14 protein-coding genes are annotated in these 16,254 nt (G+C 48.3%); 10 read left to right on the plus strand and 4 right to left on the minus strand.

Translation table 11 applies throughout. From position 1 onward, the window contains the following. Positions 1–53: 53 nt before the first annotated feature. The 10 genes from HF864_RS02165 (at position 54) to HF864_RS02210 (ending at position 10,849) form a co-directional block, all read left to right on the plus strand. Complete coding sequence (locus HF864_RS02165; RefSeq protein WP_169461549.1) at positions 54–1,013, plus strand: PhoH family protein; 960 nt, start codon at positions 54–56, stop codon at positions 1,011–1,013. Beyond that, positions 1,013–1,495, plus strand: a complete 483-nt coding sequence (gene ybeY, locus HF864_RS02170) for an rRNA maturation RNase YbeY (protein WP_169461481.1) — start codon at positions 1,013–1,015, stop codon at positions 1,493–1,495. Before HF864_RS02165 ends, ybeY begins: the two co-directional genes overlap by 1 nt. Next, positions 1,479–1,877 (plus strand): diacylglycerol kinase family protein, encoded by a 399-nt coding sequence (locus HF864_RS02175; RefSeq protein WP_205882264.1) that lies wholly within the window; start codon positions 1,479–1,481, stop codon positions 1,875–1,877. Before ybeY ends, HF864_RS02175 begins: the two co-directional genes overlap by 17 nt. Positions 1,878–1,896: 19 nt before the next feature. Continuing rightward, positions 1,897–2,805: a GTPase Era gene (era, locus tag HF864_RS02180; protein ID WP_169461483.1), complete on the plus strand. Its 909-nt coding sequence runs from the start codon at positions 1,897–1,899 to the stop codon at positions 2,803–2,805. A gap of 14 nt (positions 2,806–2,819) precedes the next feature. Next, positions 2,820–3,608 (plus strand): DNA repair protein RecO, encoded by a 789-nt coding sequence (gene recO, locus HF864_RS02185; protein ID WP_169461484.1) that lies wholly within the window; start codon positions 2,820–2,822, stop codon positions 3,606–3,608. A gap of 277 nt (positions 3,609–3,885) precedes the next feature. After that, entirely contained in the window at positions 3,886–4,869 is a 984-nt protein-coding gene (gene glyQ / locus HF864_RS02190; RefSeq protein WP_169461485.1) for a glycine--tRNA ligase subunit alpha, read from the plus strand. Further along, positions 4,870–6,948 (plus strand): glycine--tRNA ligase subunit beta, encoded by a 2,079-nt coding sequence (gene glyS / locus HF864_RS02195; RefSeq protein ID WP_169461486.1) that lies wholly within the window; start codon positions 4,870–4,872, stop codon positions 6,946–6,948. Between the two features lie 161 nt (positions 6,949–7,109). Continuing rightward, entirely contained in the window at positions 7,110–9,089 is a 1,980-nt protein-coding gene (gene dnaG / locus HF864_RS02200) for a DNA primase (RefSeq protein WP_169461487.1), read from the plus strand. A gap of 2 nt (positions 9,090–9,091) precedes the next feature. Then, complete coding sequence (gene rpoD, locus HF864_RS02205) at positions 9,092–10,234, plus strand: RNA polymerase sigma factor RpoD (RefSeq protein WP_169461488.1); 1,143 nt, start codon at positions 9,092–9,094, stop codon at positions 10,232–10,234. A gap of 186 nt (positions 10,235–10,420) precedes the next feature. After that, positions 10,421–10,849 carry an MmcQ/YjbR family DNA-binding protein gene (locus HF864_RS02210; RefSeq protein WP_169461489.1) on the plus strand — a complete coding sequence of 143 codons (429 nt, stop codon included), beginning with the start codon at positions 10,421–10,423 and terminating at the stop codon, positions 10,847–10,849. Positions 10,850–10,937: 88 nt separating this feature from the next. Here the strand turns inward: HF864_RS02210 and codA are convergent, their stop codons facing one another. The 4 genes from codA to HF864_RS02230 all read right to left on the minus strand — a co-directional run bounded on the left by codA (position 10,938) and on the right by HF864_RS02230 (position 16,127). Continuing rightward, positions 10,938–12,188: a cytosine deaminase gene (gene codA, locus HF864_RS02215; RefSeq protein ID WP_169461490.1), complete on the minus strand. Its 1,251-nt coding sequence runs from the start codon at positions 12,186–12,188 to the stop codon at positions 10,938–10,940. Between the two features lie 3 nt (positions 12,189–12,191). Continuing rightward, entirely contained in the window at positions 12,192–13,553 is a 1,362-nt protein-coding gene (locus HF864_RS02220; RefSeq protein WP_169461491.1) for a cytosine permease, read from the minus strand. Positions 13,554–13,743: 190 nt separating this feature from the next. After that, the gene (dapF, locus tag HF864_RS02225; protein ID WP_169461492.1) at positions 13,744–14,748 is read right to left on the minus strand and encodes a diaminopimelate epimerase; all 1,005 of its coding nucleotides are present in this window, start codon (positions 14,746–14,748) and stop codon (positions 13,744–13,746) included. A gap of 20 nt (positions 14,749–14,768) precedes the next feature. Continuing rightward, a complete protein-coding gene (locus HF864_RS02230) occupies positions 14,769–16,127 on the minus strand; it encodes an aspartate kinase (RefSeq protein WP_169461493.1) in 1,359 nt (452 codons plus the stop codon). Between the last annotated feature and the right edge of the window lie 127 nt (positions 16,128–16,254).

A 16,254-nucleotide genomic window follows, 5' to 3' on the forward strand; every position in this document is an offset into this window, starting at 1 on the left:
TTTGATGGTATTGATTAAAACAAAAGCAAAGGGGAATTTTTCATTTGACAGAAATGACTTTTCGCATTGAAAGCCCTGAAATTGAACTAGGACTTTTGGGTGCGCAGGACAAATTCGTGGTGCTTTTAGAAGAAGGCATGAACGTAACCATCAATCCGTTTGGCACCGATTTGAAAATCAGCGGTGAAGATGAAGACGTTCATCTAACCTATGATGTCTTAGAGCAGCTGGTGGATCTATTGCATCATGGCATCAGTTTAAGCAGCACGGATATCGTCAGTGCGATGAAGATGGCTCATCGCGGGACGCTGCAGTACTTTAGCGATCTGTACAGTGAAACGATTATCAAGGATCGCAAGGGGCGGTCGATTCGGGTCAAAAATTTTGGTCAGCGGCAATATGTGCATGCCGTTAAAGACAATGATATTACGTTTGGCATCGGGCCGGCCGGTACTGGTAAGACCTACCTGGCAGTAGCGATGGCCGTAGCGGCTTTAAAACGCGGCGAGGTTGAGCGGATCATTTTAACGCGGCCGGCTGTTGAAGCTGGTGAGAGTCTGGGATTTTTGCCAGGTGATCTGAAAGAAAAGGTTGATCCATATCTGCGGCCGATCTATGATGCCTTAAACGAAATCTTTGGCGCCGATCACGTGGAGCGTTTGATTGATCGCGGGACGATTGAGATTGCGCCTTTAGCCTACATGCGGGGTCGGACGCTGGACAATGCCTTTGTAATTTTGGATGAGGCTCAAAACACTACCAATGCCCAGATGAAGATGTTTTTAACGCGACTGGGCTTTGGCTCTAAAATGGTCGTCAATGGTGACGTTTCTCAAATCGACTTGCCAAGGGGAACGCGCAGTGGCTTGATCTCAGCCCCGAAGATTTTAAAAGACGTCCCATCGATTGAATTTGTGCGCTTCAGTGCGGCGGATGTGGTTCGGCATCCAGTTGTAGCGCGGATCATTACGGCTTATGAAAATGATGAGCAGCAGACTTTGGAGAAAAAATAATGGATATTGAAATCTACGACCAAACCGACGATCACGCCGTCAGTCAATCACAATTGCAGCTGGCACATGACATTTTAGACTATGCCGCTAAGTATCTTGAATTAAAGGACAATACGGAGATCTCTTTGACCTTTGTCCATAATCCGCAGATTAGAAAGCTGAATGCCCAGTATCGTGGCGTTGATCGGGCAACCGACGTTTTGAGCTTTGCTTTAGAGGATGACAGCGATGACTCACCAATTTTACTGGATCCAGAATTGGCAGCCCAGATTCCGGAAAATCTAGGCGACTTGTTCATCTCAATTGACAAGGTTGCTGAGCAGGCTAGATTTCTAGGGCACTCTGCCGATCGTGAGCTGGGCTTTTTGATCGTGCATGGCTTTTTGCATCTAAATGGCTATGATCACGAGCAAAAAGACGATGAAGAAAAAATGTTTAAGCTGCAAGAGGAGATTTTAAATGGCTATGGGCTCCCAAGATAAGCATCAGGTTGAAAAAAATCGCCATTTCATTCAGGCACTGGGACATGCCTGGGATGGGGTCAAAGATGTCGTCAAAAAAGAACGCAACATGCGCTTTCACATCGTTGCGGCTATTTTGGTGATAATTGTGGCGTTTTGGCTGCAGGTCAACGTTTTTGAGTGGCTGTGGCTGCTTTCAGCGATTTTTGTTGTGTTTGCCGCTGAATTTGCCAATACGATCGTTGAAGAATTGGTGGACCTGGTCGTGCACCATCATTATGATCTGGATGCCAAGTATGCCAAAGACATTGCTGCGGGGGTCGTTTTATTGGCGGCCTTTTACGCGGTGCTGGTCGGGTTGTTTATCTTCTGGCCCAAACTAAGGGCTTTGTTTGGTATTTAAACGTTAAGAAAGGACAATTATGGACAATCCAAATTTTAAATCTGGTTTTGTAGCTTTGATTGGTCGGCCCAACGTCGGCAAGTCAACGCTTTTAAACTATGTCGTTGGTCAAAAGGTTGCCATCATGAGTAACGTGGCCCAAACGACGCGCAACAAGATTCAAGGAATCTATACGACTAATGAGGCGCAGATCGTCTTTATCGATACGCCAGGGGTGCACAAGCCGCAAACCAAGCTGGGCGACTTTATGGAGCGCTCAACGCTGTCCGCATTGGATGAAGTCGATGCGGTCTTGTACGTGGTCGCAGCTGATGAAAAACGCGGCCCTGGCGACAACTTCATCATGGAACGACTCAAACAGGTTAAAAAACCGATCTATCTGGTCGTCAACAAAATTGACAAGGTGCACCCTAACGAGCTACCAGGCATCGTTAAGCAGTTTGAAGACGGTACGGTCAAGTTTGCTGACGTCGTACCCGTTTCGGCATTAAATGGCAACAACGTCAATGCCTTGATTAACAAGCTGGTCGAGCAGCTGCCAAACGGTCCGCAGTATTATCCAAGCGATCAGATCAGCGACCACCCCGAGCGCTTCGTAATTGCTGAAATGATTAGAGAAAAAGTCTTTATGATGACGCGTCAGGAAGTACCACATTCGGTTGCCGTCGATGTTATGTCAGTCAAGCGCCAAGATGACGAGACGATTCACATCAATGCCAACATTATCGTGGAGCGTCCTGGTCAAAAAGGCATCATCATTGGCAAAAAAGGCCAGATGCTTAAACAAATCGGTACCATGGCCAGAAAAGACATCGAGCATTTGTTGGGCGATCGGGTCTACTTGCAGCTGTGGGTCAAGGTCGTACCCGGCTGGCGGGACAAGTCGGCCATGCTCAAAGACTACGGCTATCGCAACACCGACTATTAAAAGGGGCTGAGACCATGGCGCGGGAAAACACGTCCTTTGCCGGTATCGTTATGTATCGGCGACCATACAAGGAACGTGATCTGCTGGTCAAGTTTTTAACCGATAAGCGCGGACCAATGATGTTTTTCGTGCGGGGCGGCAATCGCTCCCATGCCAAGATTACCAGCGATATTTTGCCATTTACCCATGGTCAGTATACCGGCTGGCTGGCTGATGACGGGTCGCTGAGCTATTTGAGCGCGGCTCGCGATACGCGCCAGTACGTGCATCTGGGCGAAGATCCCCTGCGCAGCGCCTATGCAACTTACATTTTGGAGCTGGTCGATGCGACTTTTGAAGAAGGACGCTCAATTGGCGGCTGGTTTCATCAGGTTGAATCGGCGCTTAATCTAATCGACAAGGGGCAAGATCCGCAAATCGTGGCCAATGTCTTGGAAGTCCAGTTTTTACCGCTGTTGGGAGCGGCTCAGACCTGGGATCGCTGCACGGTCTGTGGTCAAAATGATCGGCCCCTGGATTTTTCCGAAGCCAATGGGGGGATGCTGTGCAGTCGGCATTGGAATTTAGATGAGCGAAGGTTTCATCTGGATCGCCGGACGGTTGGCTACCTGCAGCTGTTTGCCGGCTTGAATCTGGCACAGATCAATCGGATTCAGGTTGATCAAAGCGTCAAAAAGCGCCTGCGCTATACGCTGGATCGTATCTATGACGATGAGCTAGGTCTGCATTTAAAGAGCAAGCGATTCATTGATCAAATGGCGACCTGGGAAAATCAATTGAAAAATCTTCGCTCTGAAAATTGACAAGTCCAAAGCAGTTGTCTATGATAAAGAGGCAACTAAATTTAAATCTAATCGACGATGACAAAGAGTCGCTGTCTACTGTCGAACCAAAGCGATCATGGGATGGTGAAAGCCATGATAACGATCGGGCAGCGTGGCACTTTAACAGTCGCTTAATTAAGCTGTTCTGTATTTAAGATGCAGAAAAGCAGGGTGGAACCGCGAATTAACTTCGTCCCTGCAATGACCAGTCCAACTGGCCATTGTGGGGACTTTTTACGTTGAAAGGAGTCAGATTATGTCAAAGAAACTCACCGTTCAAGAGATCATTTTTACTCTTGAAAAGTATTGGACCGATCAAGGTTGCATGCTGATGCAGGCCTACGACAACGAAAAGGGTGCCGGGACGATGAGCCCATATACCTTCTTGCGGGCAATCGGTCCTGAACCATGGAACGTAGCCTACGTTGAGCCATCACGGCGGCCTGCCGATGGACGTTATGGTGAAAACCCGAACCGGCTTTACCAGCACCACCAGTTCCAGGTTTTAATGAAGCCATCACCAGACAATATTCAAGAGCTTTATTTAGGCAGTTTAAAGCAGCTGGGCATTGAGCCATTGGAACATGATATCCGTTTTGTTGAAGACAACTGGGAAAACCCTTCAATGGGCTGTGCCGGCGTTGGTTGGGAAATCTGGCTTGATGGAATGGAAGTTACGCAGTTTACCTACTTCCAAGTGGTTGGTGAACTGCAGATGGATCCAGTAGCAGCCGAAGTTACTTATGGTCTGGAACGATTAGCTGAATACATCCAAAACGTTGACAGCGTCTATGATCTGGAATGGGCAGACGGCGTTAAGTACGGTGATATCTTTAAAGAACCTGAATACGAGCACTCCAAGTACAGTTTTGAAGAAAGCAACCAAGACATGCTGCTCCAAGAATTCAACGACTATGAAGCAGAAGCCAAACGCTTGATCAAGCTTGGTCTGGTACACCCAGCGTACGATTACGTTTTGAAGTGCAGCCACACGTTTAATCTGTTGGATGCGCGCGGGGCAGTTTCCGTTACCGAGCGGGCCGGCTATCTACACCGGATCCGGATCATGGCCAAGTCGATTGCCAAGGCGTTTGTTGAAGAACGTCGTAAGCTGGGCTTCCCATTGATTCACGATGAAAAAGAGCGTCAGGCAACGGTTGAAAAGTACACCAAGCTGGCGGAAAAAGCAGCGGCACGGGCAGCTAAGCAGGCTGCCAAGGCTAAGAAGGAGGACAAGTAAATGGCACATTCATATCTGTTGGAAATTGGGCTTGAAGAAATGCCTGCGCATGTCGTAACGCCAAGCATCAAGCAACTGCATGAGCGCGTAGCCCAATACTTGAAGGAACAGCGCATTGACTTTGAAAAGATTCAGGAATTTGCCACGCCGCGTCGCTTGGCCCTGCTGATTTCCGGCCTGGCCGACAAACAGCCCGATGTCAACGAATCCGTAAAGGGCCCGGCCAAAAAGATCGCCCAAGACGCTGATGGCAACTGGACCAAGGCGGCAATCGGCTTTACGCGTGGTCAAGGCGTCAGCGTTGATGACATTGAGTTTAAAGAAATCAAGGGCGTCGAATATGTCTACGTTGAAAAGCATGTTGCCGGTAAGCCGGTAGACCAAGTGCTGCCGGGCTTAAAGAATGTCATCGAATCCATGAACTTCCCAACCATGATGAAGTGGGGCCACCACTCGCTGCAGTTCGTACGGCCAATTCGCTGGCTGGTATCGCTTTTGGATGACGAGGTCGTGCCATTTGCCATCCTGGACGTTATCGCTGACCGCGAGACGCGGGGTCACCGTTTCTTGGGCCACGATATCGAGATCAAGAATGCCGAGGACTACGAAGCCGCTTTGCATGATGATTTTGTCATTGCCAACCAAAAGCAGCGCAAGGCTTTGATCAAGTCGCAAATTGACCAGATCCTGGCTGAAAACGACTGGGTTATCGACTGGGATGAAGAACTGCTGGAAGAAGTCAACAATCTGGTTGAATGGCCAACCTCATTTGCCGGTTCGTTTGACGAAAAGTACCTGGTGCTGCCTGAAGAGGTTCTGATTACCTCCATGAAAGACAACCAGCGCTTCTTCTGCGTACGTGATCATGAAGGCAAGCTTTTGCCACACTTTATTGCGGTCCGCAATGGTAACAGCGAATACCTGGAAAACGTGATCAAGGGTAACGAACGGGTGCTGGTACCACGTTTGGAAGATGCCAAGTTCTTTTATGAAGAGGACCAAAAGATTACGATCGATCAATACGTGGAACGCTTAAAGAAGGTCAGCTTCCATGACAAGATCAGCTCAATGTACGATAAGATGGCACGCACGGCAGTATTGGCTCAACTGCTTGGCCAAAAGCTGAACTTTAATGATGCAGAGCTGGCCGATTTAGATCGGGCCGCTCACATCTACAAGTTTGACCTGACTACGCAAATGGTTGGTGAATTCTCTGAGCTGCAAGGGATCATGGGTGAGATCTACGCCAAGCTGCTGGGCGAAAAAGCCGATGTAGCAGCAGCCATCAAGGAACACTACATGCCAATCTCAGCTGAAGGTGATCTGCCAGAAAGCAAGATTGGTGCCGTACTGGCCATTGCCGACAAGCTCGACAGCATCATCAGCTTCTTTGCCGTTGATATGATTCCAAGCGGCTCCAACGACCCATATGCACTGCGCCGTCAAGCATACGGGATTGTGCGGATCATTGCTGCACGCGGCTGGCATCTGCCGGTGATGGGAATGGCTGACGAATTTGCCGCTGCCCTGGCTGCTAAGGAATTGACGCCATCATTTGACGTTCAGCACAATGCTGACCAAGTACACGCCTTCTTCTTGGACCGGCTCAAGCAATTCTTCAACACGCAGGATCTGCGCTATGACGTGATCGATGCCGTTGTTGATACTAAATCCGAAGACGTTGCCAATGTCTTGGCTGCAGCTGAAACCATTGATGCACACAAGGATGACGAAGGCTTTAAAGAAGATATTGAAGCCTTGACGCGGGTGCTGCGGATTGCCAAAAAAGCCGACTTCAAGGATGGCGTACCAACTATTGATCCAGCCAAGTTCCAGAACCCATCTGAAAAGCAGCTGTTTGATCGGGTCAACGGATTGAACGAAAAGTGGGCTGACCAGACTCTGGAGCAAAACTTTGCCGATCTGCGGGCCATGGCACCGGTAATCACCAGCTACTTCGAAGAAAACATGATTATGGACAAGGACGAAGACATCCGCAACAACCGGCTGGCACTATTGAAACAGCTGGCTGATGACGTCTACGTACTGGGCAACCTGGATAAGCTGATCGTTAAATAGTTTTGGTTTATCTGGCAAATAAATTGTTTTGTCAAAGACTTGTGGTATCATATTAAATAGGTATATTAGGTAGTGTGTCAAATACTGCCTAGAGTCGTCGAAGGTCGCATTCCTAATGGAGGCGACCTTTTGCTACTATTCGTGAGAAATGGGGTGAACGAATGGCGCGACTTTCACAGGAACTGATTGACCAGGTGCGGCAGTCCGTTGATATTGCTGATGTCATCAGCCAAGACGTGCAGCTGCAGCGGCAGGGAAAGAATCTGGTTGGGCACTGTCCGTTTCACGAGGACAATACGCCATCGTTTTCAGTCAGCGAGCAAAAGCAGTTCTTTTATTGCTTTAGCTGTCATCGATCAGGATCGGTTTTTGATTTTTTGATGGAGCTGCATCACCTATCGTTTCCGCAAGCTGTCGAGCAGGTGGCCAAACTTGGCAGCGTGACTTTGCCAAGTGATTTTCAGGCTAATGACGAGGCGCGGCAAAGTCAAGCACCTGACTCGCAGCAAAGCCAGTTGATCAAGCTGCATCAAACGGCAATGCGACTCTATCACCATATTTTGATGAATACGCCAGCTGGTGAACCCGCGCGGCGCTATCTCAAAAAACGGGGGCTGACCCAGGAACTGATTGACCAATTCAACCTTGGATATGCACCCAAAGAAGAAGTCCTAAAGGTCGTTTTGGAAAAAGAGGGCCACGACTATCAGCTGCTGCGACGCTCGGGATTGTTTACTGAGAATCGGGATGGCAGCCTGCATGATCGCTTTTTTGATCGTGTCATGTTCCCACTAAAGGATGGTCAGGGAAGACCGGTTGCCTTTTCGGGACGATTGCTGCAAAAGAGTGCTGATTCACCTAAGTATCTCAACAGTCCAGAGACACCGATCTTCAACAAGCGGCGTCTGATCTTTAATTTTGATCTTGCCAAGAAGGCAGCCAGAGAGAATGGGAAACTGTTGCTTTTTGAAGGCTACATGGACGTGATCTCGGCATATGGAGCCGGGGTTTCAAATGGAATTGCCTCAATGGGGACCAGCCTGACTGATGAGCAGCTGTCAATGATCGTCAAGACCACCAATCAGCTGGACATTTGCTATGATGGCGATGCCCCAGGACAAAACGCCATTGAACGGGCCCTAAAGCTGATCGAGGCCAGCCCGGTTGCCAATCAGCTTAGGCTGCGGGTCGTTCAATTGCCAACCGGGCAGGACCCGGATGAATACATCCAGCAAAATGGTGGGGCGCGGTTTCGGGAATATCTCAAGAATACCGAAGAGACGCCAACGGCATTTCGACTGCGCTATCTAAGGCAAGGGCTGAATCTGAGCAATCAGGCTGAGCTGTTGAGCTATCTGAATGCAGCTATTGGCGTAATTGCCAAGGTTAGCGACCCAGTAGCCCGCGATGTGTATATTCAGCAATTGGCCAAGGAATTTCAACTCAGCCCACAAAACCTGCAGCAGCAGCTGGCCGTGCAAGTGAAAAAACAGCCGCCAGTTGCTGTGCCAAATCCAACACCACCAGGGGAACAGTGGTCTGATGATTCAGCGGTCATACCAGGACGGCGACAGTTTAATGGCAGCCAAGGTCAGCGTTATGGCCGCTATAATCGAAAAAAACACCAGGCTACGGCCCAACCAGCACCACAGGCCGTTGTGCTGACGGCCAGCGAACAGCAGTCATTGGCGCTTGATCAAACGGAACGAGCCGAACGCCTGTTATTGGTGGCCGTGCTGCATGATTATGGCGTCAGAGCTCAGCTGAAGGCTATGCCTGATTTTGACTTTATTCATGACCAGTATCGTCATCTGTACCAGTTGGCATTGAATTATTTTACTGAGCATGATGAATACGAATTGGCCAGCTTTTTGGACTATGTTGATGATCCGGCCCTTAAAGCAACGTTAACGCAGTTAGATGGACTAGATGCGCAAGCGGCGCTGTCGCCAGAAGCAATTGATGACTGTCTGCGCATCATTATGCAAAAAACACCCTTAACACAAAAGATTGCTCAGGTTAAACTGTCGCTGCAGGAAGCCAAGGCACGGAGCAATCAAGAACTAATCACCCAGTTGACTGTAGAGCTGATTGAGCTTTATGGCCAAAAGCAACGATTAAAAACGGAGGAGACCAGTTAATAATGGCAAACAGCAAAAAGAAAGACATGGTAATTTCCAACAAAGCCGACTTTGATCAAACTGAATACGACAAAGCTGTCGGCAAGCTGATCAGAAGCTACAAGAAGGCCAAGGAAATTCAGTACGATGACTTGACTGACCAGATCGCGACTCCGTTTGGCTTAAATGCCCAGGGGATGGACAATCTGCTGCAAAACGTTGAAGATGCCGGAATCAGCGTCGTTGACGAAAAGGGTGATCCGGATCCACGTGCGCTCAAGGCAACGGAAAAACTGTCCAATAAAGCCTTAAAGGACACGTCAGCGCCAACCAACGTCAAGATCAATGATCCGGTGCGGATGTACTTAAAAGAAATTGGTCGGGTCAACCTGTTGACGGCTGATGAAGAAATTGCCCTGGCTCAGCGCATCGAAAAAGGCGACGAGCAGGCTAAACAGGAACTGGCCGAAGCCAACCTGCGTCTGGTAGTTTCCATTGCCAAGCGCTACGTAGGGCGTGGCATGCAGTTCTTGGATCTGATTCAAGAAGGGAACATGGGGCTGATGAAGGCCGTTGAAAAGTTCGACTATCGGAAAGGATTCAAGTTCTCGACCTACGCTACCTGGTGGATTCGTCAGGCCATTACGCGGGCCATTGCCGACCAGGCGCGGACGATTCGGATTCCGGTACACATGGTTGAAACCATCAACAAGCTGATCCGGATTCAGCGTCAACTGCTGCAGGATCTTGGCCGGGAACCATTACCAGAAGAAATCGGTGCCGAAATGGACATGCCAACCAAGAAGGTACGTGAAATTCTCAAGATTGCGCAAGAACCGGTCTCTTTGGAAACGCCAATCGGTGAAGAGGACGACTCGCACCTGGGTGACTTTATCGAAGACCAGGATGCTACCAGTCCGGCTGACCATGCTGCTTATGAAATGATGAAAAAACAGCTGGAAAACGTACTGGATACGCTGACTGACCGTGAAGAAAATGTCTTACGGCTGCGTTTTGGTCTTGATGATGGCCGGACGCGCACGCTGGAAGAAGTCGGTAAGGTCTTTGGCGTTACGCGGGAACGGATTCGTCAAATCGAGGCCAAAGCTTTGCGTAAGCTGCGCCACCCATCACGTTCCAAGCAATTAAAGGACTTCTTGGAATAATCCGAGTTATAAAGGATCTTTATCAGGTCGAATTGATGAAGATCGATTCCCTGCTTCAAAATTGAAGTGGGGATTTTTTTGCAAATTGGCATGAATTGATTAGACGATGACGCGTAAAGATGTTCAGAAACAGGATGATTTTATCTAAAATGAAATCATCAAATCTAACTATAAAAGAAAAAATTCATGTCTAATCAAACTACAATTCTTTTAGGCGCTACGGGTGAAGTTGGCGGTCATATTCTGCGAGAACTACTGAACAGTCCCGCTTATCAAACAATTACAGAATTGATCAAGCAAAAGTACCACGTGAAACCGGATTTTCCTTGGCATTCTAAACAGAATCAAGATAACGGCGTTTTTCGTCATCTTGATTCAGGCAAGTGGTTTGGATTGATCATGAATATTAAGCGCAGTCTATTGACCAAGGATAATGATGAACAATTTGTTGATGTGATCAACTTAAAGAGCAATTCGTTGCCAATTGATGCCAAAAGCGTTTTTCCAGCGTACCATATGAATCATCGCTACTGGATCTCAGTGGTGTTAGATGATCGGTTGAGTGATGATACCATAATGAAAATGATCGGTGAAAGCTTCGTGCTGACAGGCTAAGCAGCCAATCAATAACATCACACCCATTTCCAATATAAAACCCGCCGTCCGAAAGCTTGGATGGCGGGTTATTTAGTGTTTGTAAGTCTTATTTCAAACTGTCTGGCAGGTTAAGCGTCGTCTCGGCAGGCGTCGTCTTAGCCAGTACCTTGCCATGACGAATATTGTAGAGGACTTCGACATGCTTGTTTAAGGCGTTGTAGAAGTCTTCAGCGTTTAACAGGATACAGTTGGCATCAAGGCCTTCTTTGATACCATATTGATCAGCAATGTGCAGAGTCTTGGCAGCGTTGTAGGTCACAAACTTAAATGAGTCCTGCAGCTGGCTGTAGCCCATCAAGTGAGCAGCATAAACACCCATTGAGACCGAATCGAGCATGTTGCCATTGCCAAGCGGATTCCATGGATCTTGAATGTCATCTTCACCAAATGAGACGTTGATGTTGGCTGCATCCAGTTCCTTGATCCGTGTCAGTCCACGGCGCTTTGGATAGGTGTCAAAACGGCCGCCCAGGTGCATGTTGACCAATGGATTGGAGACAAAGTTGATGTTTGACATCTTTAATAAGCGGAACAGCTTGTAGGTGTAAGCATCGTTATATGATCCCATGGCCGTGGTGTGGCTGGCGGTGACCATATCGGTAAGACCGGTTTTGTAGGCCATCGTTGCTAATACTTCCAGATTGCGGGAGGCAGGATCGTCAATCTCATCACAGTGAACGTCAACCAGCTTGTTGTATTTTTCGGCTAGCTTGACTAGGAACTTGACTGATTTCCAGCCATATTCGGTCGTAAATTCAAAGTGCGGAATGCCACCAACGACATCGGCACCTTCTTTAACGGCCTGCTTCATCAGCTTTTTACCGTGTGGGTAAGAGAGGATGCCTTCTTGAGGGAAAGCGACCAGCTGCAGATCAACAACGTCTTGCATCTCATGCTTTAATTCCAAAAGTGCCTGCAAAGCAATCAGGTGAGGATCAGTAACGTCAACGTGGCTGCGGACGTGTTGAATCCCATGACTTACCATGTTGAGCAGCGTCTTTTTGGCCCGTTCTTTGACGTCTTGAATCGTCAGGTCCTTTTTACGCTCCGACCAGATACGAATCCCGTCAAACAAGGTTCCCGTTTCGTTCCATTCAGGCTGACCGGCTGTCAGCGTGGCATCCAAGTGAACATGCGAGTCGATAAATGGCGGCAATAATACCTTGCCTTGGCCATCGATGACTTCTTCGCCAGGGTTAGCAATTAGACCGACCTTGATTTCTTTAAACTTGCCGTCTTCAATCCGGACGTCAACAGCATTTTTTTGATTGTCTACATGAACGTTTTTAATCAGCATAGATTACGCGACCTTTCGATTAAACATAAGCATTAAGACATAATAAATGGCACCACTGATCAACATAACCAAGAACGTTGCCCCGATCGTGTTCTTGAGGGCAGCAACGTTGTGCAGAATCAAGAACAGTACCGTGCCGATGACCCAGGTAGCCACGGCTGACCAGTTGATCCCGTGGGAATACCAGTAGCTGCCGTTTTTCTTGGCCAGCTGAGTGACATCGTATTTCTTGTGGCAGCGCAGGTAAAAGTCGGTACAGATAATGGCAATGATTGGTCCCAGTACCATACCTACATAATCCAAGAAAGCGGTAAACGTGTCAAGAAAACTACCGATAATCATTGGAATAAACGTAACAATGGTAGCAACGATGGCAACGATCCAAAGTGAGTACTTCAGTTTGATTTTGGTAAAGATATTGGAAAGTGCCGAACCGGCTGCCAAGAGGTTAACGGCATTGGCAGTCATCGAAGTTAAGATGATAACCAAAAGGGCTACGACCCCCAGCCCTAATTGACTGGCGATGGTACTTGGATCGGAGTTGTTGGCATTATAGGCACCAGAGGTAATGGCGATACTGATGGTTGAGATCAGACCGATAAAGGCAAACCAGATCACACCGACCATGGCACCGAAAAACGGCGTCAGCGTGGAGTTGTGCTTTTTTGGCGTGAAACGGGTAAAGTCCGCCCCAGCGGTTACCCAAGCCAGGTTGAAGGCGGCAACGTAGTCAACAGCGGCCCCAGTTGCCATTTTAGCGCTGGCTGGCACCTTCCAAGAAACAATGTGTGAGAATGGCACGGTCTTTAATACGACTACCGATTCCCAGATGACAAAGATCAAAACCAAGATGATTCCCAAGCGCTCAATCATCTGTACGGAACGCGAACCGCTGGCGATACTGATGATGTGTAAAATGCTCATGACGACGATCCCGGCAACGATGCCTTTCCAACCGCCTGGCTTCCCCCAGACTGGCCAGCCAAGCAGATCGTTTAAAAGCAGACTGACGGATTGGGCCGCGATAAACGTATTGACGGCCGTCCAGCCAATAAACTGCGTCAGGTTGACTAAAGATGGCAGATAGCTGCCGCGAACCCCAAATGAGGCTCGGCTGACGGCCATGGTTGATACGCCGGTCTGATAGCCAATGTAGCCAATTAGACTCAAAAAGACGTAGGAAAGTGCCGATGACAGAACTAGCACGTTCATGGCGACTGAAAAGCCGCAAGCTGCCAAAACCCCGCCAACGAACCACGTGCCATTGTTGGCATTGGCGCCAACCCAGGTCGCAAACATATCCCAGGTTGAGGTCTTGCGTTGATGCATCGCGATGCTGGTAATCTGATCATTGTCGTTTTGCATGGTGTTACCCCCAAAGAAAAAAATCGTCACTGGCCAAGTGAGACCAGTGACGATGCAAATAATGTCCTCCCTAAAAAGGGCGAAGATTTTATTTTAACGAACATCCTTGGAGGCCTCACGGGACCAGATTAAAGGTTGAATAATAATTGATAAACTAAGTGTAAACAATATTAATGTTCGTTGTCAATGCTTATTTTCCAATTTGTAGATCGTTAACGTGCGGTAAATCCGCAACAAACTTTTCATAAGCCGTTTCTTCACCAGTTGCGCTGGTTTGAGCATCCGCAAAGCTTGCTTGATGCAGCGCGGCTTCGGCAACCGTAACATGATGCGTGAAGGTGGCATTGCCGACCAGTTCAATCCAGTAGTGATCAGCTTGATGGTGAACGATGGTCTTGACCATGCCGCCAGGGTTGTAGATGGTCATTGGCACGTCGAAATGCGCCAGTTCAGGATGTGTCAGCGCGAAGGCCAATGAGGTTGCTGACATCCCGGTCCCGCAGGCATTGGTAAAGCCGACGCCGCGTTCAAACGTCCGTACGAATAGCTCGTTTTCATTCAGAATCTGGGCAAAGTTTACGTTGACGCCATCAGGGAAATATGGGTTTTGACCATTCAGTCGTTCACCTAAGACGCCTAAAACGTTATCGGACAATTCAGCGGCTGAAACAAAACTGATCAGATGTGGATTAGGAACCGCGATGCTGGTAAAACGCAGTCCAGGAATAAACTCGGGAACCAGCGTATCAAGCAGCCGTTCATGGCCCAGATTGTCAAACGGCAAGGCTTCTTTGTTAAAGCGGACGGGTGAGATCTCAACGGCAAAAGCAGGTACGCCCGGCGCAAAATCAGGCTGGCGCCGAACAAGCAGGTTGGCATCGCGCGTATCAACCTGGAACTCGTCTTGATCAAATTTTTCTGCCAGATAGCGGGCCACGGTACGCAGCCCATTACCGCACATAGATGCCTCGCTGCCATCGGCGTTGATGACACGCATTTGTGCCAGGGCTCCGGCTTTAGTTGGCTGATTGACAACCAGGATGCCATCCGCGCCGCCTAAAAGGCCAGTCTGGGGATTGGTGATTCTAGGAGCAAGTGTCTGTAGCTCAGCATCGGTGAGTGGTTGTTCCAGCGTTGTCTGATCCAGGATAAAGAACTGATTTTGCGATCCGTGAACCTTTAGTAGCTCTGTCATAAAAATACCTCTTTGTCTAATTAGTTTGCGAAGAATTGGTGATAGATGACCTGAACGGCTTTATCAGCATCTGCTCGCTTGGTCCCCAGCATGATTGAGATCTGAGAGGCCCCTTGGTTGATCATCTGCAGCGAGATGTGGGCATCGGCTAATGGCTGCAAAATGCCGGCAGCAGCGCCAACGCGATCACGCATTCCTTCACCGACGATCATGGTAATGGAGTAGTCGTCAATCCATTCCAGACGATCGGGATTGATCTTATTTTGAATCTCATCGCACAAAACGTCAATCAATTGATCATTCAAAAACTTTTTGTCAAAGATAATCGAAATATCATCGATCCCAGATGGCATGTGCTCATAAGGAACGTTGTGCTTTTCCAGAATATCCAGAATGCGCAGGGTGAAGCCGGCTTCTTTGTTTAAGAGATACTTGTGCAGATAAAGTGCCGAAAAATGCTTGCCCGAAGCGACCCCAGTGATGATGTTTTCCGGTTTGAATCCTTTTTCAGGAACGATCATGGTACCAGGCTTTTCTGGTGCATGTGTGTTTTTGACGTTAATGGGAATCTGCCCTTGAATGGCGGGAATCAAGGCCTCGTCATGGAAAACCGAAAAGCCGGCATAGGAAAGTTCACGCATTTCACGATAAGTCATCGTCCGGATTGGTTCAGGATTGTCAACGACATTTGGATTGGCCGAAAAGATTGCATCCACATCGGTAAAGTTCTCATACAGCCGAGCATGGAATCCACGAGCCAGGATCGCGCCGGTAATATCGGAGCCGCCCCGTGAGAACGTTGCGATATGACCGGAAGGCGTGATGCCGAAAAATCCTGGAAAGACCAGCCGATCGTAGACTTCATACTTGAAATTGGCCAGGTTGCGGTAAGTTTCAGGATTGACGATTGCATCGTTGGGAGCCCCGGTAACCATAATGCCGGCTTCAGTTGGATCAACGAACCGTGCCTTGATGCCCAAATGATTCATTACCATAGCAATCAAACGAGCATTGAGTCGCTCGCCATGAGCCTTGAAAGCCGCCATAAGGTATTCATCATTAGGGTATTCCTTTTTGGGTAGGTCAGCCAGCAGCTCTTTGATGACCTTAAGCTTTTCATCCGGCAAATCAAAAAAGTGACCGATTGCTTCATAGCGTTCAAAAATTTCTTGAACGGTTTTAGCGGTGTCTTCGCCATTGATCGTTTCATTGGCATAGCGAATCAAAAGGTCGGTTACTTTGATATCGCCATCGTGTCGTTTACCAGGAGCCGAAACCACAATGATTTGACGAGCTGGGTCAGCCGTGATGATGTTCAATGCCTGCTTAACGGCGGCACCCGTAGCTAATGACGTGCCACCGAACTTTACAACTTTCATATTACAGACTCCTTTGTGCGTTGAAAATAGTCTAAAGAACGCGAATTAATTTAATAGGATTCTAACATTTATTGGCATCCTTGCAAGCCTGCTTTTTTGAATTCTGATAGCATAAACGTTTTACAAA

The organism is Lactobacillus sp. MRS-253-APC-2B, assembly GCF_012843675.1.
Taxonomy (GTDB): Bacteria; Bacillota; Bacilli; order Lactobacillales; family Lactobacillaceae; genus Limosilactobacillus; species Limosilactobacillus pulli.